17 protein-coding genes and 2 pseudogenes are annotated in these 19,569 nt (G+C 65.6%); 14 read left to right on the top strand and 5 right to left on the bottom strand.

The features are described from left to right. Positions 1-3: 3 nt before the first annotated feature. The gene (locus VGT77_RS02125; protein ID WP_327459112.1) at positions 4-774 is read left to right on the top strand and encodes a HesA/MoeB/ThiF family protein; all 771 of its coding nucleotides are present in this window, start codon (positions 4-6) and stop codon (positions 772-774) included. Here the strand turns inward: VGT77_RS02125 and VGT77_RS02120 are convergent. The 4 genes from VGT77_RS02120 to topA form a co-directional block, all read right to left on the bottom strand. Continuing rightward, complete coding sequence (locus tag VGT77_RS02120) at positions 771-1,169, bottom strand: hypothetical protein (RefSeq protein WP_327459110.1); 399 nt, start codon at positions 1,167-1,169, stop codon at positions 771-773. The two genes, VGT77_RS02125 and VGT77_RS02120, sit on opposite strands and share 4 nt — an antisense overlap. A 52-nt stretch (positions 1,170-1,221) precedes the next feature. After that, entirely contained in the window at positions 1,222-2,097 is an 876-nt protein-coding gene (locus tag VGT77_RS02115; RefSeq protein ID WP_327459108.1) for an NAD(P)H-hydrate dehydratase, read from the bottom strand. After that, positions 2,094-2,852 (bottom strand): histidine phosphatase family protein, encoded by a 759-nt coding sequence (locus tag VGT77_RS02110; protein ID WP_327459106.1) that lies wholly within the window; start codon positions 2,850-2,852, stop codon positions 2,094-2,096. Before VGT77_RS02110 ends, VGT77_RS02115 begins: the two co-directional genes overlap by 4 nt. A gap of 171 nt (positions 2,853-3,023) precedes the next feature. Beyond that, complete coding sequence (gene topA / locus VGT77_RS02105) at positions 3,024-5,561, bottom strand: type I DNA topoisomerase (RefSeq protein ID WP_327459104.1); 2,538 nt, start codon at positions 5,559-5,561, stop codon at positions 3,024-3,026. A 385-nt stretch (positions 5,562-5,946) separates the two neighbouring features. Here topA and VGT77_RS02100 point away from each other — a divergent pair, with 385 nt between their 5' ends. The 3 genes from VGT77_RS02100 to VGT77_RS02090 all read left to right on the top strand — a co-directional run bounded on the left by VGT77_RS02100 (position 5,947) and on the right by VGT77_RS02090 (position 8,696). Then, positions 5,947-6,825 carry a PEPxxWA-CTERM sorting domain-containing protein gene (locus VGT77_RS02100; protein WP_327459102.1) on the top strand — a complete coding sequence of 293 codons (879 nt, stop codon included), beginning with the start codon at positions 5,947-5,949 and terminating at the stop codon, positions 6,823-6,825. A gap of 170 nt (positions 6,826-6,995) precedes the next feature. Next, positions 6,996-8,108, top strand: coding sequence for a LuxR C-terminal-related transcriptional regulator (locus tag VGT77_RS02095; protein WP_327459100.1), 1,113 nt, complete (start codon positions 6,996-6,998; stop codon positions 8,106-8,108). 126 nt (positions 8,109-8,234) lie between these two features. Further along, on the top strand, positions 8,235-8,696 hold the full coding sequence (locus VGT77_RS02090; RefSeq protein WP_327459098.1) for an SgcJ/EcaC family oxidoreductase: 462 nt from the start codon (positions 8,235-8,237) through the stop codon (positions 8,694-8,696). A 7-nt stretch (positions 8,697-8,703) separates the two neighbouring features. Here the strand turns inward: VGT77_RS02090 and VGT77_RS02085 are convergent, their stop codons facing one another. Further along, complete coding sequence (locus VGT77_RS02085; protein WP_327459096.1) at positions 8,704-10,401, bottom strand: class I adenylate-forming enzyme family protein; 1,698 nt, start codon at positions 10,399-10,401, stop codon at positions 8,704-8,706. 62 nt (positions 10,402-10,463) lie between these two features. On the opposite strand from VGT77_RS02085, the gene lgt reads away from it, so the two are divergent. From lgt to VGT77_RS02040, 10 genes and pseudogenes are all read left to right on the top strand, one after another. Further along, positions 10,464-11,324, top strand: a complete 861-nt coding sequence (gene lgt / locus VGT77_RS02080; RefSeq protein WP_327459094.1) for a prolipoprotein diacylglyceryl transferase — start codon at positions 10,464-10,466, stop codon at positions 11,322-11,324. Between the two features lie 80 nt (positions 11,325-11,404). Then, positions 11,405-12,589: pseudogene (locus VGT77_RS02075) on the top strand (esterase-like activity of phytase family protein); the annotation flags it as partial. 162 nt (positions 12,590-12,751) lie between these two features. Further along, positions 12,752-12,871 (top strand): annotated as a pseudogene (locus tag VGT77_RS15565) (PEPxxWA-CTERM sorting domain-containing protein); the annotation flags it as partial. A gap of 74 nt (positions 12,872-12,945) precedes the next feature. Continuing rightward, positions 12,946-14,001: a class I SAM-dependent methyltransferase gene (locus tag VGT77_RS02070; protein ID WP_327459088.1), complete on the top strand. Its 1,056-nt coding sequence runs from the start codon at positions 12,946-12,948 to the stop codon at positions 13,999-14,001. Further along, entirely contained in the window at positions 13,998-14,513 is a 516-nt protein-coding gene (locus tag VGT77_RS02065) for a GNAT family N-acetyltransferase (protein ID WP_327459087.1), read from the top strand. Before VGT77_RS02070 ends, VGT77_RS02065 begins: the two co-directional genes overlap by 4 nt. After that, positions 14,510-15,271 carry a peptidoglycan editing factor PgeF gene (gene pgeF / locus VGT77_RS02060; protein ID WP_327459085.1) on the top strand — a complete coding sequence of 254 codons (762 nt, stop codon included), beginning with the start codon at positions 14,510-14,512 and terminating at the stop codon, positions 15,269-15,271. Before VGT77_RS02065 ends, pgeF begins: the two co-directional genes overlap by 4 nt. Positions 15,272-15,320: 49 nt before the next feature. Next, the gene (locus tag VGT77_RS02055; RefSeq protein ID WP_327459083.1) at positions 15,321-16,634 is read left to right on the top strand and encodes a cystathionine gamma-synthase family protein; all 1,314 of its coding nucleotides are present in this window, start codon (positions 15,321-15,323) and stop codon (positions 16,632-16,634) included. Positions 16,635-16,681: 47 nt separating this feature from the next. Continuing rightward, a complete protein-coding gene (locus VGT77_RS02050) occupies positions 16,682-17,791 on the top strand; it encodes an ABC transporter permease (protein WP_327459081.1) in 1,110 nt (369 codons plus the stop codon). Continuing rightward, positions 17,788-18,588, top strand: a complete 801-nt coding sequence (locus VGT77_RS02045; protein ID WP_327459079.1) for an ABC transporter ATP-binding protein — start codon at positions 17,788-17,790, stop codon at positions 18,586-18,588. The genes VGT77_RS02050 and VGT77_RS02045 overlap by 4 nt, the downstream gene beginning before the upstream one ends. Beyond that, the gene (locus VGT77_RS02040; RefSeq protein WP_327459077.1) at positions 18,588-19,529 is read left to right on the top strand and encodes an MlaD family protein; all 942 of its coding nucleotides are present in this window, start codon (positions 18,588-18,590) and stop codon (positions 19,527-19,529) included. The genes VGT77_RS02045 and VGT77_RS02040 overlap by 1 nt, the downstream gene beginning before the upstream one ends. Positions 19,530-19,569 lie beyond the last annotated feature (40 nt).

Raw genomic sequence — 19,569 nt, 5'->3', positions numbered from 1 at the left:
GTCTTGACCCTAACCGACCGACAGCTGGACCGTTACGCCCGCCATATCGTGCTGAAGGAGATTGGCGGCGCGGGGCAGGTGAAGCTTGCGCGGGCCAACGTGACGGTGATCGGTGCGGGCGGGATCGGGTGCCCGGCCATTCAGTACCTCACCGCCGCAGGCGTTGGGCGCCTGCGGTTGATCGATGACGATGTGGTGAGCCTGTCCAATCTGCAGAGGCAGGTACTGTTCGGAACCGGAGACATCGGCCGGCACAAGGTCGAGGTGGCGCAGCAAGCGGCGGCGCGGTTGAACCCCGAGCTGATCCTGGAATGCGTGTCTCAACGGATCGACGCCGGCAATGTCGCGGAGCTGATCGGCGACTGCGACCTGGTGCTGGACGGATGCGATAACTTTGCGACGCGGCTCACCGTGTCGGACCATTGCACCCGCGCGCACGTGCCCCTGGTCTCGGCAGCGCTGGGCCAATTCCAGGGTCAGATCGGCACGTTTCGCGGCTGGGAGGCGGACAAGCCCTGCTATCGTTGCTTCGTCGGGGACGCCTTCGACGCGGACGATTGCGACACCTGCGCCGAACAGGGCGTACTCGGCGCGATGGCGGGCCTGGTGGGAAGCTGGGCGGCGATGGAGGCGGTGCGGGCCATTGTCGGCTTCGGACCGGATCCGGCAGGCAAGGTCCATGTGCTGGACGGCCTCACGCCGGTGCTGCGCACGATCCGGATCGTGAAGGACCCCGGTTGCCGCGCATGCGGCGCCGGAGTTCTTTCGAGCTAGCGCTTCACCCGCGTGTAGGGCACGAACTCGCCGAGCATGACGAAGCCGGTCTGAAAGCGCGCGCCGCGATCAATCAAGTCCACCACGTCCACGCTGCAGAGCTGGGACCCAAACGGACGGCTCACCATGATGTCGTCCTGATCAAGCGAGTCGGCACCTGAACGCGGCCGGTTCACATAGAGCTTGCTGCCGACCCGATAGACGATCGCCGTCCCGTCGATGATCTCGGCCGAGGTGAAATTAATGTTGTTGATGCAGTTGACAGGCTTGCCGGCGACACGGCCTTCCAGCAAGCGGGCCAGCCGCTCTTCGGGCGGCAGCGGGGCGGCGGAGGCGGCAGCGGCTGCCCCGAGAGCAGCGGCGGTCGAGGCGATAGCAGAGATGATTTTGCGCATGTCCACCATATAGCACCGATCGGCTGAATGCAGAATGACCGGCATGCGAGTGTCAGGCGCTGTTCAGAAGTTTTGGCAGTCTCGGCAGCAGGTCGCGGCTGAGCAGGCCGGGGCCGCCCAGCTCTCGCGCCAGATCCTCGCCTGCCTTGCCATGCGCCCAAACCGACCAGGCCGTCGCGACGAGTGGACCGGCGCCGCGCGCGGCCAATCCGCCGACAATGCCGGCGAGAACGTCGCCGGAGCCGCCAGTTGCGAGTGCGGGGGTACCGCCGTCGAACTGCAGGCATTCGCCAGCCGGCGAGGTGATGACCGTCGTCGCGGCCTTGAGAGCCACGACCGCGTTCAGGTCCTTCGCGACTTGCCTTGCCGCCGCTTCGCAGTCCTCCGAGATTTGCTCGACATCAAGCCCGCTCAGCGCGGCCATTTCGCCATGATGGGGCGTCAGGATCAACGCGCCGGAGCGGGCGCGCAGCAGGTCGCGGCAGCTCGCCGCGGCGGCGATTGCTCCGGCATCGAGGATGATGGCAACGGTTGCAGGAAGAGCTTCGACCACGCGGCTAACGAGAGCGCTGCACTCGTCAGAGCCGCGCATACCCGGCCCCAGCACCAGCGCGTTGCATGAGCTGGCATGCTCGATCACCTGATCGGCAGCCGACGCGGCAATCTCGCCATCCTTGTTCGACGCGAGGCCGACCACGCCGGCCTCCGGCACCGACATGCCCAGCAGCAGGGCCGCTTCACTGACCGTGCCGAACTGGAGTTTGCCGGCCCCCGCGCGCAGCGCCGCCTCTCCGGTCAGCCGCAGGGCGCCCGGCACGAACGCGCTGCCCCCGACGATGAACACGCGGCCGCGCTCATTCTTGTCGGTGTCCGGGTCCAAAGGCGGCAGCGGATGCGCCTTGAGCCATTGCCGGTCGAGCGCGATCACCCGCGCACCGCCTGGATCGGCTCGGGCGCGGTGGTGACCGGCGCGCCTGCCTCTTTCATCGGCGCCGTGACATTGTAGCGGCTGAGCACCAGCTTGCCGAACGGGCCCGCATCATGATCCAGCCGATATTCGGTGATCGAGCAGTTCGCGACATCGCCTTCCTTATCGATGCCGAGCACCTGAGCTTCGGTCAGGTTCTCGATGATGTAGCGCAGACAGAGCACCACGACCTGATGCGCGACGATCATCACCTTCTCGCCGGCATGGTGCAGCGAGACGGTGTCGAGCAGCGACCTCAGGCGCAGGATCACGTCGGCCCAGCTCTCCCCGCCTGGAGGCCGGTGATAGAATTTACCGAGGATACGGCGGAACTCTGCCTGATCGGGATAGGTGGCGGCGACGCCGGTGGCGGTCAGGCCATCGAGGATGCCGAACTCCTTTTCGCGCAGCCGCTCGTCGACGCAGATCGGGATCGCCGGGTCGCAGCCGCCTGCGTCCCGAAACAGGGTGGCGGTCTGCTGGGCCCGCACATAGGAGGAGCTGAGCAGGACGTCCGGCCGCTCGTCTTCGCTGGCAAACCAGGTGCCGAGAGCCTGGGCCTGTTGCTCGCCCAAGGGCGAGAGCGGCACATCCACGTCGCGGCCGGTCAGCGGAATGCGGGCAAGCCCCTGCTCATGCGCCGTGTCATGCGCGACATTCCCGGCGCTCTGCCCGTGACGCACGAGCCAGAGGACGCTCGGCCAGCGACTTGCCATGAGGAACTCCGTTCGGGTGACGATCGGAGGTGCAACGATCCGGCCCCGAAACGGGTCCGAGTCGAGCTCGTCATTGCGAGCGCAGCGAAGCAATCCGAGATAGCCTTCGGACCACTGGATCGCTTCGTCTGTGCGCTCCTCGCGATGACGATGGTGTGGGTTCGACCCGAGCTATACTTTTTTGACCACCTTTTTGGCGGGCGCTTTCTTCGCCGCTGCCTTCTTCGGCGCCGCCCTGCCCTTCTTCTTCGCCGCACCGGCCGCCGCGCGCGCATCGAGCAATTGGGCGGCTTCCTCGAGCGTCAGCGCCTCGGGAGCGACGGTCTTTGGCAGGGTGGCGTTGGTCGCGCCATCGGTCACGTAGGGGCCGAAACGGCCTTCCATCAGCCTGATCTCGGCCTCGGTGCGCGGATGGGCGCCGAGCACGCGCAGCGGCTCGCGGGACGCGCCGCGTTGCGGGCGACCGCCGCCGGCAGCGGCTTCGGCCAGCTTCACGACCGCGGCGTTCATGCCGGTCTCAAACACCTCGGCTGTCGAGCCCAGGCGCGCATATTTCCCGTTGTGCGCAAGATAGGGCCCGTAGCGGCCGATCGAAGCCGTGATCGGCTCACCCGTTTCCGGATGCGCGCCGATCGTGCGGGGCAGGCTGAGCAGCTTCAGCGCGAGGGCGAGATCGAGCTCGCCGGCATCCTTCGGGATGGACGCGCGCTTCGCGTCCTTGCCTTCGCCGAGCTGGACATAGGGTCCGAAGCGCCCCGACTTGCGGGTGACGTCCTGGCCCGTGTCCGGGTCCTGCCCGAGCAGCTCGTCGCCATTGTCGTTCGCGGTTTCCTCGCCGCCGCCTTGCGCGAAGCGGCGGGTATATTTGCACTCCGGATAATTGGAGCAGGCGACGAACGCGCCGAAGCGGCCGCCGCGTAACGCCAGCTTGCCGGCCTTGCAGTTCGGGCAAAGGCGCGGGTCGGTCCCGTCCTCCCGTTCGGGAAACAGGAAGGGGGCCAGATACTCGTCGAGCGCAACCGTGATGTCGGATGGCTTCTGCTCCATCACTTCGGCGGTCTTCGGCTTGAAGTCGCGCCAAAATGCTTCGAGCACTTTCTGCCATTCGGCGCGACCGCCGGAGATCTCGTCCAGCTCTTCCTCCAGGCCGGCCGTGAAATCATAGCTCACATACCGCTCGAAAAAGCGCTCCAGGAACGCCGTCAGCAGCCGCCCACTTTCCTCCGGGATGAAGCGGTTCTTCTCCAGCCGCACATATTCGCGGTCCTTCAGCACCTGCAGGATCGAAGCGTAGGTAGAAGGGCGTCCAATGCCGAGTTCCTCCAGCCGCTTGACCAGGCTCGCTTCGGAAAAGCGCGGCGGCGGCTGGGTGAAATGCTGTTCGGCATGCACCGCCTTTTTGACCGGAGCGTCGCCCTGGGAAAGGCGCGGCAGGCGGCGGCTGTCCTCGTCGTCCGCATCGTCGCGGCCCTCTTCGTAAAGCGCGAGATAGCCGGGGAAGAGCACGACCTGACCCGTGGCGCGGAGTGCCGTCTGGCCGGTCCCGTCCTCCAGTTCGACAGTCGTGCGCTCGATCCGCGCCGACGCCATCTGGCTGGCGAGCGCCCGCTTCCAGATCAGGTCGTAAAGTCGGGCGTGATCGCCTGAGCCGACCTTGTCGCGACTGAAGTCTGTAGGGCGGATCGCTTCGTGCGCTTCCTGGGCGTTCTTCGCCTTGGTTTGATACTGGCGCGGCTTGTCGGGGACGTAGCTGCCGTCATAGCGGTTGGCGATCGCGCCGCGCGCCGCGGAGATCGCGCTGCCGTCCATCTGCACGCCGTCCGTTCGCATATAGGTGATCGCGCCGTCCTCGTAGAGATTCTGCGCGACCCGCATCGTGTGGCTGGCGGAAAAGCCGAGTTTGCGCGCCGCCTCCTGCTGCAGCGTCGAAGTGGTGAAAGGCGGCGGCGGATTGCGGGTGAGCGGCTTGGTCTCGACGCTGGCGACGCTGAAGCGACCCGCCTCGACCGCGGCCTTGGCGGCTTGCGCATCGCCTGCCTTTCCGATCGTCAGCCGGTCGATCTTCTGGCCCTTGAAGCGCACCAGCCGCGCCTGAAACGCGGTGCCGTCCTGCTCCATGTCGGCGAAGACGGACCAATATTCCTGGGCCTTGAAGGTCTCGATCTCGCGTTCGCGGTCGACAATCAGGCGCAGCGCGACCGACTGCACGCGGCCGGCGGACTTGGCGCCGGGCAGCTTGCGCCACAGAACCGGCGAAAGGGTGAAGCCGACCAGATAATCGAGCGCGCGCCGGGCACGATAGGCATCGATCAGATCCTCGTCGAGCTGGCGCGGTTTCGCCATTGCTTCGGTAACGGCCGCCTTGGTGATCGCGTTGAAGGTGACGCGTTCCACTTCCTTGGGCAGCGCCTTGCGTTTCTTCAGCACTTCCTGGACGTGCCAGCTGATCGCCTCGCCTTCACGATCGGGGTCGGTCGCGAGGATCAGCCGATCGGCGGTCTTCGAGAGGTCGGCGATAGCCTTCAGCTGCTTGGCCTTGTCGCCATAGGTCTCCCACTCCATCGCAAAGCCATTGTCCGGATCGACCGACCCGTCTTTTGGCGGCAGGTCGCGGATATGGCCGTAGGACGCGAGCACGCGGTAATCGCGGCCGAGATATTTCTCGATGGTCTTCGCCTTGGCGGGCGACTCGACGATGACAAGCTGCATGGGGTCTGTTCTGGCCTTTACGTACGCACGCGCGAGGGTGGTAGGGGCGAGAGCGGCTCGTCAAGGGCAGTGAACCTCCCTCTCCCGATGGGAGGGGGCGACTCGGCGCCAGCCGAGCGGGGTGTGGGGTCCCGCACTACCGATGGTTCAGGACCCCTCACCCGGCCAGGCGGCTGGCTGACTCGACAACTCCCGCCGGGAGAGGTGCGCAAGGCTGTTCAAATCAGAGACAAATCGCACGCCTAGCCCGGCCGGGTTATGGAAGCGCCCGAACAGCGGCGGCCAAACTCCAGATGCAACAGGGGAAAACCGTCCGGCCGGGAGCAGAGGTCCGCAACTGATCTCGGCCGGCGGGAACGTGCCCTGCTGAACAGGGGACAAACTGATGAAGTATTCCGTCTGGATTGCGATGATTGCGAGCTGTTGGGCCGGCACCGCAAATGCACAGAGCTGGGGCGTCGCGACACATGCACAGACAACTCCCCTTTGCTGCGCCGAATTGCCCGGCGTGGTCGACACGACCCAAGCCTATCTGCCAATCGCAAGGTCGACATCGCGGGTCACATACAAGTCGAAAGGTTTTGGGATACCGAACGATCCGACGGGGAGCGCGTTTGCGTCAGCCGCCCTTGCTAGAGGAACACTAGCCGCCTCCGCAGCATCAAGCGATTATGTCGAATCTACTGGAGGTGCGGCCCTTCTCGACCGGCTGCAGTTTAAGATTGAGGCTGCCCCGGAAACTTCAACGACCGTCCGGATGCAATTCTTCTATCATGGCGTATTTGGCCCGTTGACTCAGTCGGGAAGCCTCCAGAGCTACTTCAACGTTAACATATTCCAAGCCACCAACGGACCCTTTGGGACGACTTACCACGGGAGTGCTGGATTAGGTATCACTCGATCGCATGACAACTCGTTTCCGGACTGGAGCACTCATGGCGAGTCCGGATGGAAGAGCATTTCCATCGAAAGAAGTGGCAATACCTTCTTTATAGACGCAATGTACGATTTGGTTGGGCCAAGTCCATACGTCGACATGGGCGTCTCTTTGACGGCTCTTACCCGTCATGAAAGCAGCGCGGACTTTTCGAATACTGCGTCCATACGACTCTTCTTGCCTCAAGGAGTGAGCTTCACGTCTGCATCAGGCGCGTTTCTGGCTGCCAGCGCCGTCCCGGAACCCGCCATATGGGCGCTGATGATCGGCGGCTTTGGCGCTATCGGCCTCGCGGCTCGACGGCGCCGGGTGTTGGCGGCGGCTTGAGCTTTTCTCTTCGTCACCCCGGCCTTGAGCCGGGGTCCCGCTCCTCGCGCGGCTCGGGAAGAGGCAGCGGGTTCCCGGCTCGAGGCCGGGATGACGGCGGAGGGCGAGTCTCTCCAAACCGGACTCTATCCTCCTCGCTTTCTCCGCCGCACCGCTAATCTGCCCGTTGCATGATCCGCTCCGCCGAACTGTATGAGGCATTGTTCGACGATGAGGCGTTCGCGGCCTTGCCGGACCGGGTCGCGCAGGCCTTCGGGGCGCGGTCAGCGATTTTCGGGTGGCAGTTCGACAAGGTCGATGCGCAGTTCCTCGCGCATAGCTTGCATTTCAAGCCGGACGATGTGGCCGTTTACCTGCGGGAGTTCGCGCTCATTGACGAATGGACCGTCGCGCATTCCCGCAATCCGGTCGCCAATGTCGCGCTTGACCTTAACGCCTTGCTGCCGCCCGGCGCTTGGCAGAAGGGGATCGTCTATAATGAATGGCTGCGGCCGATGGGCGACGACACAGCCCACTGCATCGGGGTTTATGTCGAGAACTCCCGGGGCCGCGGCAGCCTCGTGATGCATCGCGGCAGGACGCAAAAGCCGTTCGAGCAGGAGACGATCGACCAGCCCACCGCCCATGCGCGCCACCTCCGCCGGATGCTCTCGATCCGCGCGCGGCTGGAGGCGGCCGACCGGACCCATTCGGTGCTACACGGCTTTGCCGAGGCGGCCGGGCCGACCTTGCTGGTCGATTGTGACCTGAAGCTGCTGAACGCCAGTCCCGCCGGCGAGGCGCTGTTGAGGGATGCAAGGCTGCTCCGCGTAGCCCGCGGTCGTGTCGAGGCCGGCGTCCCCGCCACGCCCGCGCTGGCGCGCGGCGTCTCGCTGGCCTGCGATCGCTCGGAGCCGTCCGCCGAGCTGGTGCTGCTCCACGCGCTGGGCGCCGGCCCGGTGCCGCTGACGATTGCGCCGGTGACGTTGCGCGGCAAGCCGCTCGCCATGCTGTTGCTCGACCAGCCAGTGGTCACGCCGGATATTGCCCCGTTTCTCGCCGAGCGCTTCGGGCTGACTGCGTCGGAAGCGGACATCGCCTGGCGAATCGCGCAAGGCGAAAGCAGCCGCGTAATCCCGGACGCCCGCGGCGCATCGTTCAACACCGTCAAGGTGCAGATCAAGTCGGTGCTGTTTAAGATGAACTGCCGGCGGCAGGTCGACGTGGCTACGCTCGTCCAGTCGATGAGCAGGCTCGCCGCCAAGGCGCTCGAAATCCAGGGTGTGCTGGGCGCGCGCGGCTGAGCATCGCCCGCCCTCGTCGATGCTCGTCATGTCTTGGCAGAAGGGGCGCAACGCCGGTCGAAGCGGATTTGCTTGATTCTGCTCCAGGGGCTTGGGGGCCGGAGACCCTATCGAGGAGAAGATACGATGAAGCGCCTTGCCCTGCTGCTTGCCTTGTGCGCGGCCCCTGCCCTTGCCGAAGCGCCCAGCGTCACGGATCGTGCCGCGCTGGCCGCCTTGGCCGATGCGGCCGACGCCGCCTGGAACGAAAAGGACGCAGGCCGGGTGGCGGCCGCCTACACCGCGGACGGCAGCCTGCGCATGTCGGGCGGAGCGGTGGTCGAGGGGCAGGACGCGATCCGTGCCACCTTTGAGAGCAACTTCGCCGCGCGGCAGGGCACGATGCGGCACATCACCCAAGTCGATCGCGTCGAGCTGATCGAGCCGGACCTCGCCTTCACCGACGCAGGCGTACGCGTCGAGCAGCAGCAGCCCGACGGCAGCTGGAAACTGATGCGAACCTTCCGCAACGTGAGCGTCGCTAAGCGCGAAGGCGGCGCGTGGAGGCTCAAGAGCGTGCGCGCCTTCCTCGTCCCTAACCCGAGCTGACCTCCGCCTAGCCGCCCTGCTGCACCAGCTCGCGATAGCGGTTGCGGAGGGAGACCTTGTCGATCTTTTCGGTGCCGAGACGCGGCAGGGGTTCCGGCGACACCCAGATGCGTGCCGGAATTTTAAAGCCGGCGAGGCGAGGTTGAAGAAAGGCCTGCAAATCTTCCGCCGTCAGTGTGGCTCCGTCAGCCGGATGGACCACCGCGCCCGGCACTTCGCCGAAGCGTTCGTCCGGCAGGCCGAACACGGCGGCCTCGGCGACGTCGGTACTTTCGTAGATGGCCGCTTCGACTTCCTGGCAGCTGATATTCTCGCCCCCGCGGATGATGATGTCCTTCTTGCGGTCGACGATGAACAGATAGCCGTCCTCGTCCAGATAGCCGATGTCGCCGGTGCGGAAGTAACGGTCATCCGTGAAGGCCGCCTTGGTCGCATCCGGATTCTTGTAATATTCGGTGAAGTTACAGATCGAACGGATGCACACCTCGCCGCGCTCGCCCTGCGGCACCGGCCGGCCGGCATCGTCCAGGATGGCGAGATCGACCAGCGGACGTGAACCGCGGCCGGTCGAGTTGGGCTTGGCTAGATAGTTGTCCCGGAAATTGCCGCAGCCGACCCCGTTGGTCTCGGTCAGGCCGTAGCCGATCAGCGGCTTGGCCCCTCCCATCTCCTCGTCGATGCGCTTGACATGCTCGACCGGTCGTGGAGCGCCGCCGGCGGCGAAGTCCATCACTGAGGAGAGGTCGTAGTCCTTCCGGTTTGGGTGCGTGAGAATTTCGAAGCTCATCAGCGGCACGCCGACGAAATAGGTGACCTTTTCCCGCTCCATCAGCCGCATCGCCTCTTCGGCGTCCCATTTCTGCATGATGACGAGCTTCCGGCCCATGGCGAAGCTCTGCAGCATCACCGGCACTTCGGCGGTGACGTGGAACAAAGGCACGTTCAGCAGCGTGCAAGGCTGGAGCGTCGGCGCCATGCCCATTTCGGTCGCCAGCTGCAGCGTCATCAAGGTCTGCGCGAGATAGTTGAAGGTGCCCTGCACGACAGCCCGGTGAGTCGAGATGGCGCCTTTGGACTGGCCGGTCGAGCCTGACGTGAAGAGGATGGTCGCGATGTCGTCGCCGGAGAGCATCGGCAGCTCGGTTTCGGCGCCGCCACGGGCGAGCACCGGCGCCATGGCCTGGGCGATCGGCAGCCCGACATCGACCACCACGACCTCGGCGCTATGCCGGGTTTCGGCAAGGCGCTTGGCGCGCGGCGGATCAGCGAAGACGAGCTTGGTGTCGCTTTCGTCGATACCGTCAGCGAGTTCTGGGCCGGTCCACCAGCCGTTGAGCAGAGTGGCCACGCCGCCGGCGATCAAAATGCCCATATAGAGCACGATCCAGCCGGGCGCGTTGCGCGCGGCGATGCCGATGTGGTCGCCGCGCTGTACGCCGAAGCCCTGGACCAGGGCGCCGGCGACCGCGCGAGCCTGCTCATAGACCTGAGTGAAGCTCAGCCGCTCATCGTTGCAGACGAGGAAATCCTTGTCGCCATGCTGAGCGCAAAAGTGCGCGAAATAGTAGGAGAGCGCGGGCGGCGCGGTCGCGATCATCGGCAGGGTGACGCCGTGATCCTCATAGGTGGTCAGCGTCATCATGCCGCCGGGCGCGGTCAGCCCGTCCATGATCGCGTCGAGCTTCAGGTCCAGTTCCGACGGCATCCTATCCCCTCGCCTTCTCTTTTGCCGCACACTATGCAGGCGCAAATCGCTGGGGGAAAGCCTTGATCCTGCCGTTTCTCGCCGCTGCCGCCGGCTATCTTCACTTCGATCAGCTGGGCCTGAGCCCGGTCGCGCTCGATCTCGGCTTCTTCCAGATCAAATGGTATTCGCTGGGCTATATTGTCGGCATCTTCGCGGGCTGGTGGTATCTGCTGAAGCTGCTGAACCAGCCCGGCGCGCCGATGGCGAAGCGCCATGCCGACGACCTGGTCTTCTACGTGACGCTTGGCATCATCCTCGGCGGGCGGATCGGCTATGTGCTGTTCTACAAGCCCGAGATGCTCGCCCGCCCGCTCGAAGTGCTGCAGCTTTGGGAAGGCGGCATGTCCTTCCACGGCGGGCTGATCGGCGTGGTGCTGGGGCTGGTCTATGCGGCGCGCAAGCACGGCCTGAACCTACTGCGGGTGATGGACTATGTCGCCTGCGCGGTGCCGCCGGGCATCTTCCTGGTGCGCCTCGCCAACTTCGTTAACGGCGAGCTCTGGGGCCGACCGACAAACGTGCCCTGGGCCATCGTCTTCCCCCGCGCCGGACCGGAACCGCGCCACCCAAGTCAGCTCTACGAGGCCGCAGGCGAAGGGCTGCTGCTGTTCGCGATCCTCTGGTTCCTGTTCTGGAAAACGGATGCGCGCTACCAGCCCGGCAAGCTCGTCGGCGTGTTCGCGCTCGGCTATGGCCTGGTGCGAGTCGCCGTGGAACGGCTGCGCAGCCCCGATGCAGGCCTCGAGAACCTGTCTTGGGGCCTGACAATGGGCCAGACCCTGAGTCTGCCGCTGATCATCGGCGGCGCCTATCTGATCGCCACCGCCAAGGGCCGGCGCCAGCGGGTGGAGCCGATCGCGGGCGGGCAGAGCGTGGCCTGACACGCGGACGTAATGAATCGTTAACCACGGCGTCACGCAGGCCTGCTCTGGCGCACCCCTCACGGAAACAGGGGTGAACCATGCGACTCGGGCGTCTTCTTCTCGTTACCTCCGCACTCCTCACGGCGGGCTCCGCTCAGGCGGCCATTCAGTTCGTCGGCAAATATGAAGTGGCGGCGGACACCATCGACCTGTCGGGCGAGAGCGCGAGCGGCGCGCAGAACCGGTTGAGCTTCGGTTCGGACTGGGTGTTCGGCAACGGCAAATTCTACGGCATCACCGATCGCGGACCCGGTGGCGGCGTGCTGCCCTTCACCCCCCGCGTCAACGAGATGAAGCTGGGCATCGACTTCACGACCGGCGCGATCACCAGCCACAAGGTCGTCGGCACCACGCTGCTGAAGGACGTGGACGGCAATAACCTGACCGGCCTCAATCCGCAGATCGCCGCCGGCAATGTGGCGACGCTTGGCCGTTCCTTCGACTCCGAAGGCTTTCACCGGCTGCCGAACGGCAATTATCTGATCGCCGACGAATATGGCCCGTCCGTTTATGAGTTCGATGCAAACGGCAAGAAGCTGCGTGCGTTTGAAGTGCCCGCCAATCTGGTGCCCAAGACCGCTGGCGGGCAGGTCGACTATGTGAACGGCCGCCCGACCATCGCCGCCGGCCGCCAGGACAATCGCGGCTATGAAGGCCTGACCGTCTCTCCCGACGGCAGCAAGGCCTATGCGATCCTGCAGGACCCGCTGGTCAATGAAGGCAACCCTGACGGTCGCCGCGGCCGCTTCCTGCGCATTGTCGAGTTCGACGTGGCGAGCGGCCAGTCGACCGGCCAATATACCTATGAGCTGGAAAGCCTCTCCGACATCAACGCCCGCATCCCCGGCACCAATCGCGACTTCGGCGCCAACGCGCAGGGCCGCAATATCGGCGTGTCGTCGATTACGGCCCTGTCGGACGGCAGCTTCCTGGTGATCGAGCGCGACAATCGCGGACTGGGCGTCGAAGAAAACAGCGCCGATCCCGATCCGATCGGCACCAAGCGCGTCTATCGGATCCGCCTCGATGGCGCGACCGACATCTCCGGCGACGTGCTGCCGGGCGGCCTGCTGCCGGCGGGCGCCAAGGCGGTGCAGAAAGAGCTGTTCGTGGACGTGCAGGCGGCGCTGGTGGCAGCGGGCCTCAACTCGGTCGAGAAGCTGGAAGGCCTGACCTTCGGCCCGCGCCTCACCGATGGCAGCATCGCCATGTACATAGTGTCGGACAACGACTTTTCGGTCACGCAAAACGGGTCCAACGTGCAGTTCGACGTTTGCGCCAAGTCCGGCTCGGGGAGCATCCAGGTCCCGCTCGGCGGCGCCTGCCCGGCCGGCTATGCGCTGATCCCGACCACCATCTACGCCTTCAAGATTTCTGGCGTCGATGCCGCCGGCCTGGTTCCCGAACCGGCGACCTGGGCGATGATGATCGCGGGCTTTGGCCTGGCGGGTGCTGCGATGCGGCGGCGCCGCGGCTTGACTAATCTCCGCTCGTCCCGAGCGTAGTCGAGGGGCGTAGCACCGAATTCTGGACGGGCGCCCCTCGACTTCTCTCGGGACGAGCGAATAGGGGGGCGCCCATGGGTTCCTCCCCCGTCACCTGCGCCGATGCCATTGCCGCGGCGATCGCGATCCAGGGTCCGATCCCGATCGCCCACTTCATGGCGGCGGCGAACCGGCACTATTATGCGACTCGCGATCCGCTGGGTGCGGCCGGGGACTTCACGACCGCGCCGGAGATCAGTCAGATGTTCGGCGAGCTGATTGGTCTGTGGCTAGCCGATCTCTGGCTGCGCGCGGGCAAGCCGGACGTGTATTATGTAGAGCTCGGGCCTGGCCGCGGCACGTTGGCAGCGGACGCGCTCAGGGCGATGCGCAGCGCCGAGCTCTTTCCGCCCGTCCATCTGGTTGAAACCAGTCCCTCGCTTCGCGAGCAGCAGCAGCAGCGTTGCCCGGGCGCGACGTTTCACGACGACGTCGACGGTCTACCGGGCGACCGGCCGCTGCTGATCGTCGCCAACGAGTTCTTCGATGCCCTGCCCGTGCGCCAGCTCGTCCGCGCCGCCAGTGGCTGGCGGGAGCGGCATGTCACCTGGGCGAACCCGCTGTTCGTGCCCGTCGCGAGCGGACCGCCCCTCGATGACATCCTGCCTGACGCGCTGCGCGAGGCGCCCCCGGGCAGCATCATCGAGACTTCGCCTGCTTCCGCAGCGATCGCGCGCCGGATCGGGCACAGGCTCGCGACGCAGGGAGGCGCGGCGCTGATCGTCGACTATGGCTATGAAGGCCCGGCGATCGGCGACACGCTGCAGGCGGTGCGTGCGCACGAGTATGCCAACCCGTTCGAAGAGCCCGGGGAGCGCGACCTCACCGCCCATGTCGATTTTGCGACCCTCGCCGAGGCTGCGCGGGCGGAAGGAGCGCTGAGCTTCGGGCCGATCGGCCAGGGTGAGTGGTTGGAGCGGATGGGCATATGGTCGCGGGCGGAGCGGCTCATGGCAGGCGCTCCTGAGCGGCGCGAAGAGATTGCGGGCGCCGTAGAACGGCTGACGGGCACGGAGCAGATGGGGACGTTGTTCAAGACGCTGGCGCTAGCCGCACCGAGCTGGCCGCAGCCTGCCGGGTTCGAGGCATGATCGACTATCGCGACGCGCGGCCTGAAGACGGCCCGGAACTCGACGCTATGGCCCGCGCCGTGTGGCTGGAGACGTTCGGCCATAGCGGTTCGGCCGAGGATATCGCCCTCTATCTGGCGAAGGCCTATGGCCCGACCGGCGATCTGATCCGGCATCTGAGCGATCCCGGCCATCGCTTCCGGCTCGCCTGCCGGGAAGGAGTGATCGTCGGCTATGCGAAGCTGTCGATGCCATGGCTGCCGCAAGGCAATTTCGGGCCGAGGGCGCGCCAGCTCAGCCAGCTCTACACGGTTCAGGCCGTGCGCGGCGCAGGCGTAGCGCGCACGCTGATGGACTGGACGATCGAAATGGCCAGGGCTCAGGGCGCCGATGAGCTGCTGCTTACTGTCTGGGAGCATAATCCGCGCGCGATGCGCTTCTACGAGAAGATCGGCTTCGTGCATGTGGGCGATTACGAGTTCCCGATGGGCGAACAGATCGACCGCGACCTGATCATGCGGCTGCCGCTGTGACGATCGAGGCGATCCGTTCGGCGCTGCTGGACGGGATACCGCATGGGTTTCTCGGGCGGCGCGGCGGCGTATCCGAGGGCGTCTGCTCGGGCCTGAACGTCGGCACCGGATCGGGCGACGATCCGGCGGCAATCGAGGAGAATCGGCGCCGTGCCGTCGAGGCGGTGCTGCCCGGATCGAAGCTCGTGACCGTCTATCAGGTGCATTCGCCGACCTGCGTCGTCGCGGAGCCTTGGCCCTTTGCCGAGCGCCCACAGGCCGACGCGCTGGTGACCGACCGGCCCGGCCTGCTGCTCGGCATCCTCACAGCCGATTGCGCACCGGTGCTGCTCGCGGACGTGCAGGCGGGTATCGTCGGCGCGGCACATGCGGGTTGGAAAGGCGCACTCTCCGGCGTCACCGAGGCGACGATTGAAGCGATGGAAAAGCTTGGCGCCAAACGCGACCGCATCGTCGCGGCGATCGGCCCCTGCATCGCGCGGCCGTCCTACGAAGTTGACGACGGTTTTGTGCGTCGCTTCGAGGAGGCGGACCCGGCGAACGAGCGGTTCTTCACGGCCGGCAAGCCGGGCCACCACTTGTTCGACCTGGAGGGCTATGTCGCCGCGCGACTAGCCGCCGCGGGGGTGGCGCGCGTCGACGCGCTCGGGCTGGACACCTATGCCGATGCTGACCACTTCTTCAGCTTCCGCCGGGCTACCCACCGGGCCGAACCCGACTATGGGCGGCAGATCAGCCTTATCGGCCTCGCGCCTTAGCGTTGGCAGCGCTAGAGGACGCGCAACGAAGAAGATCGGAGCCTCTCGCATGACCAAGGAAACCGAAGCCGAGCTGTCTGGCGCGCCGACGCCACGCCGCAAGCCGAAGCCAGCCGTCGACATGATCGGCAACCACAAGTTGAAGCCGGCGACTCTGATGATGGGTCATGGCTTTGATCCGGCGCTGTCGGAAGGCTCGCTGAAGCCGCCGATCTTCCTGACCTCGACCTTCGTCTTCGAGAATGCCGCTGCGGGCAAGCGCCACTTCGAAGGGGTGACCGGCAAGCGGCCAGGTGGCGCCGAGGGGCTGGTCTATTCGCGCTTCAACGGTCCGAACCAGGAAATCCTCGAAGACCGGCTGGCGGTGTGGGAGGATGCGGAAGACGCCCTCTCCTTCTCGTCCGGCATGTCGGCGATCGCGACCCTGTTCCTGTCGATGGTGAAGCCGGGTGACACGATCGTGCACTCAGGGCCGCTCTATGCCGCGACCGAGACGCTGATCGCCCGCATCCTCGGGCGCTTCGGCGTCCATTGGCTGGACTTCCCCGCCGGCGCTACGCGCGAGGAGATCGACCAGGTGCTGCAAAAGGCCGCGTCGGGACGCGTCGCGCTCATCTATCTCGAAAGCCCCGCCAACCCGACCAACGCGCTGGTCGACGTGCAGGCGGTCGCCGCCAGCCGCGACGCGATCTTCGGCACCGGCCCGGACGCGCCTCCGATTGCTATCGACAATACTTTCCTCGGGCCCCTGTGGCACAAGCCGCTGCAGCATGGCGCCGATCTGGTCGTCTATTCGCTGACCAAATATGCGGGCGGCCATAGCGATCTGGTCGCGGGCGGCGTGCTTGGCGCCAAGAAGCTGATCGACCCGATCCGGCTGATGCGCAACACGATTGGCACGATCACCGATCCGAACACCGCCTGGATGCTGCTGCGTTCGCTGGAGACGCTGGAACTGCGGATGAGCCGAGCCGGCGAGAATGCCCAGAAGGTCTGCGGCTTCCTGCGCGGCCACCCAAAGGTGGAGCATGTCGGCTATCTCGGCTTCCTGGAAGGCGACCGGCAGGCGGACATTTACCAGCGCCATTGCACCGGCGCCGGCTCGACATTCTCGCTATTTTTGAAAGGGGGCGAGCCGGAAGCTTTCCGCTTCCTGGACGCGCTGAAGATCGCCAAACTGGCGGTGAGCCTGGGCGGCACCGAGACTTTGGCCTCGCACCCCGCCGGGATGACCCATTTGTCGGTGCCCGAAGCGCGCAAACAGGCGCTCGGCATCACCGACAATTTGGTGCGCATATCGATCGGCGTCGAGGATCCCGACGACCTGATTGCAGACTTCGAGCAGGCGCTTGCGGCGGTGTAGGCGGGAACAGCTTGCTCGGCTGCGGATTATCTCGCACTGGTAACGAGATGACCGCGCCCGCCGATTTCGTAGAGGAAACCGACGCCGGGGGGCGCGTCGTCCGATTCACGGGCTCGCTGACACTGGCCCGGGTGCGTGACCTGCCGGACCGGCTGAAGGCGGTGGATGGCCCGGTCGCAACCGTCGATCTGAGCCGGGCGGAGCGGATCGATACCATCGGCGCCTATCTTGTCAGCCGCTTCGCCGAGGAACGGGGCGCCAAGTTGACGGGAGCCAGTCCGGAGGCACAGCATCTGATCGACGAGGTCGATCGGGCGCACGAGCCGGTGCAGGTGCGGCCGGACCCAAAGCCTTCCTTCCAGCGGGTGCTAGAGGAGATTGGCGCGGCGACGTCGACCGCCGGCCGCACCTTGTTGGGATTGCTCGCCTTTTTCGGCGCGATGGTGGTCTCTGCCGGATCGGTTATCCGCCACCCGCGGCGTTTTCGTTGGAATGCGGTGATCCAGCGCTTCGAGGTCGTGGGCGTCTCGGCGCTCGGCATCATCGGCTTGATGAGCTTCCTGATCGGCATCGTCATCGCGCAGCAAGGCGCGGTGCAGCTGGCGGCCTATGGCGCCGAGTTCCTGACGATCAACCTGATCGGCCGCATCACCCTGCGCGAGCTTGGGGTGCTGATGACCGCGATCATGGTTGCCGGCCGCTCCGGCTCCTCATTCGCGGCGCAGCTCGGCACGATGAAGCTGACCGAGGAAATCGACGCGATGCGCACGATCGGCGTGTCGCCGATGGAGGCGCTGGTGCTGCCGCGCGTGCTCGCATCGGTGATCATGATGCCGTTGCTCGGCATGTACGCGTCGCTGATCGCGATCGTGGGTGGCGGCATCTTCTGCTGGATCTCGCTCGACATCCCGCCGGTTTCATTCGTGCAGCGGCTGCGCGAAGTGGTGCCGATCACCGACCTTTACGTGGGGCTGGTCAAGGCGCCCGTCTTCGGCGCGATCATCGCGCTGACCGGCTGCTACCAGGGCATGAACGTGGAAAACGACGCGGAGCAGGTCGGGCTGCGCACCACCGCCGCGGTGGTTCAGGGCATCTTCCTGGTGATCGTCATCGACGCCTTTTTCGCAGTTTTCTTCGAACGGATCGGTTGGATATGAGCGCCGAACCGATCATTCGGGTGCACGGGCTGAAGAACTGCTTCGGCGAGCAGGTGGTGCATGACGGGCTCGATCTTGAAGTCCGCCGCGGCGAGATCCTGGGCGTGGTCGGTGGCTCGGGAACCGGCAAGTCGGTGCTGATGCGCTCGATCATCGGCCTGCAGGTGCCGGATCAGGGCGAGGTCGAAGTCTTCGGCGAACCGATGCTCGACCGCGACGAGGACGATACGGTGGACGTCCGCAAGCGCTGGGGCGTGCTGTTCCAGGGCGGCGCGCTGTTTTCGACGCTGACGGTCGCCGAAAATGTCCAGGTGCCGTTGAAGGAATTCTATCCCGACCTTTCCCAGGAACTGTTGAACGAGATCGCGGCCTATAAGGTGGTGATGACCGGGCTCCCGGCCGAAGCAGGGCCCAAATACCCGGCCGAGCTGTCGGGCGGCATGAAAAAGCGCGCGGGGCTCGCCCGTGCGCTCGCGCTCGATCCAGAGCTGCTGTTCCTTGACGAGCCCACCGCTGGCTTGGACCCGATCGGCGCTGCCCGCTTCGATGAGCTTACGCGGAGCCTGCGCGACACGCTAGGCTTGACCGTCTTCCTCATCACTCACGATCTCGACACGCTTTATGCCATTTGCGACCGGGTCGCGGTCTTGGCGGACCGGAAAGTGATCGCGGTTGGAACGATCCCGGAACTATTGGCATTGGACCACCCGTGGATTCAGGAATATTTCAAAGGGCCGCGTGGGCGGCTGGCGGCGCAGGCCGAGGAACGGCGGGAACAAGCTAAGGTGCAAGGCTGATGGAAACCCGCTCGAACCACGTACTGGTCGGATCGGTGGTGCTGATCCTGCTCATCGCCACTGCCATCTTCACCATCTGGCTCGCCCGTGTCGCCGACACTGAGCAGAAGGTCTATGACATCTTCTTCAAGCAGTCCGTCGAAGGCCTCGCGCGGGGTTCGGCAGTTAGCTATCGCGGCGTGCCTGCAGGCCAGGTCGAAGAGATCAAGATCTGGAAGGACAATCCGGAGTTCGTCCGCGTGCGTATCGCGATCGCCGAGGACGTGCCGGTGCTGATCGGCACCACCGCCAGCATCCAGGGCAGCTTCACCGGTGTGTCAACGCTGCTGCTGCAAGGCGCGCAACGGGGCGCGCCGCCGATCACCGAGATCGGGCCGGCCGGCGCGCCGGTGATTCCGACCCAGGCGGGCGGCTTGGGCGCCTTGCTCAACAGCGCGCCGCAACTGCTCGAGCGCCTGTCGACGCTGACCGAGCGGCTGAGCATGCTGCTCAACGACCGCAACCAGGAGTCGCTCGGCAATATTCTGAAGAATGTCGATCGGCTGAGTGGGGACCTTGCCAACCGCGGGCCGGAGATCGCCGCGACCATTGCCGAGACACGGGTGGCGATCCAACAGGCGGGGAACGCCGCCGAGCAGATCGGCAAGCTGGCGGGCACCACGAACCAGCTGCTCGACGAGCAGGGACGCCCCTTGGTCGCCGACCTGCGTGCGACCATCAACCGGGCTCGGGGCAGTCTCGACAATCTCGATGCGGTCGTGAACGACGCCCGACCGGGCGTGCAGGCCTTCTCCAAACAGACGCTGCCTGAAGTTGGCCTCCTGATCCGTGACCTGAGAGACATGTCGGAATCGCTCAGCGGGATCGCCGAGCGGTTGAACCAGGGCGGCGCCGGTGCGCTGATCGGCAGCCCCAAACTTCCCGACTATGAGCCGAAATGAGGATTATGATGCGCCAGCCAAAGCATCCGTTCGTATCGAG

This window comes from Sphingomonas sp. (genome assembly GCF_035944535.1).
GTDB lineage: Bacteria > Pseudomonadota > Alphaproteobacteria > Sphingomonadales > Sphingomonadaceae > Sphingomonas_B.
Note: the sequence above shows the minus strand (reverse complement) of the source record. Positions and strands in the feature narration are given on the sequence as shown.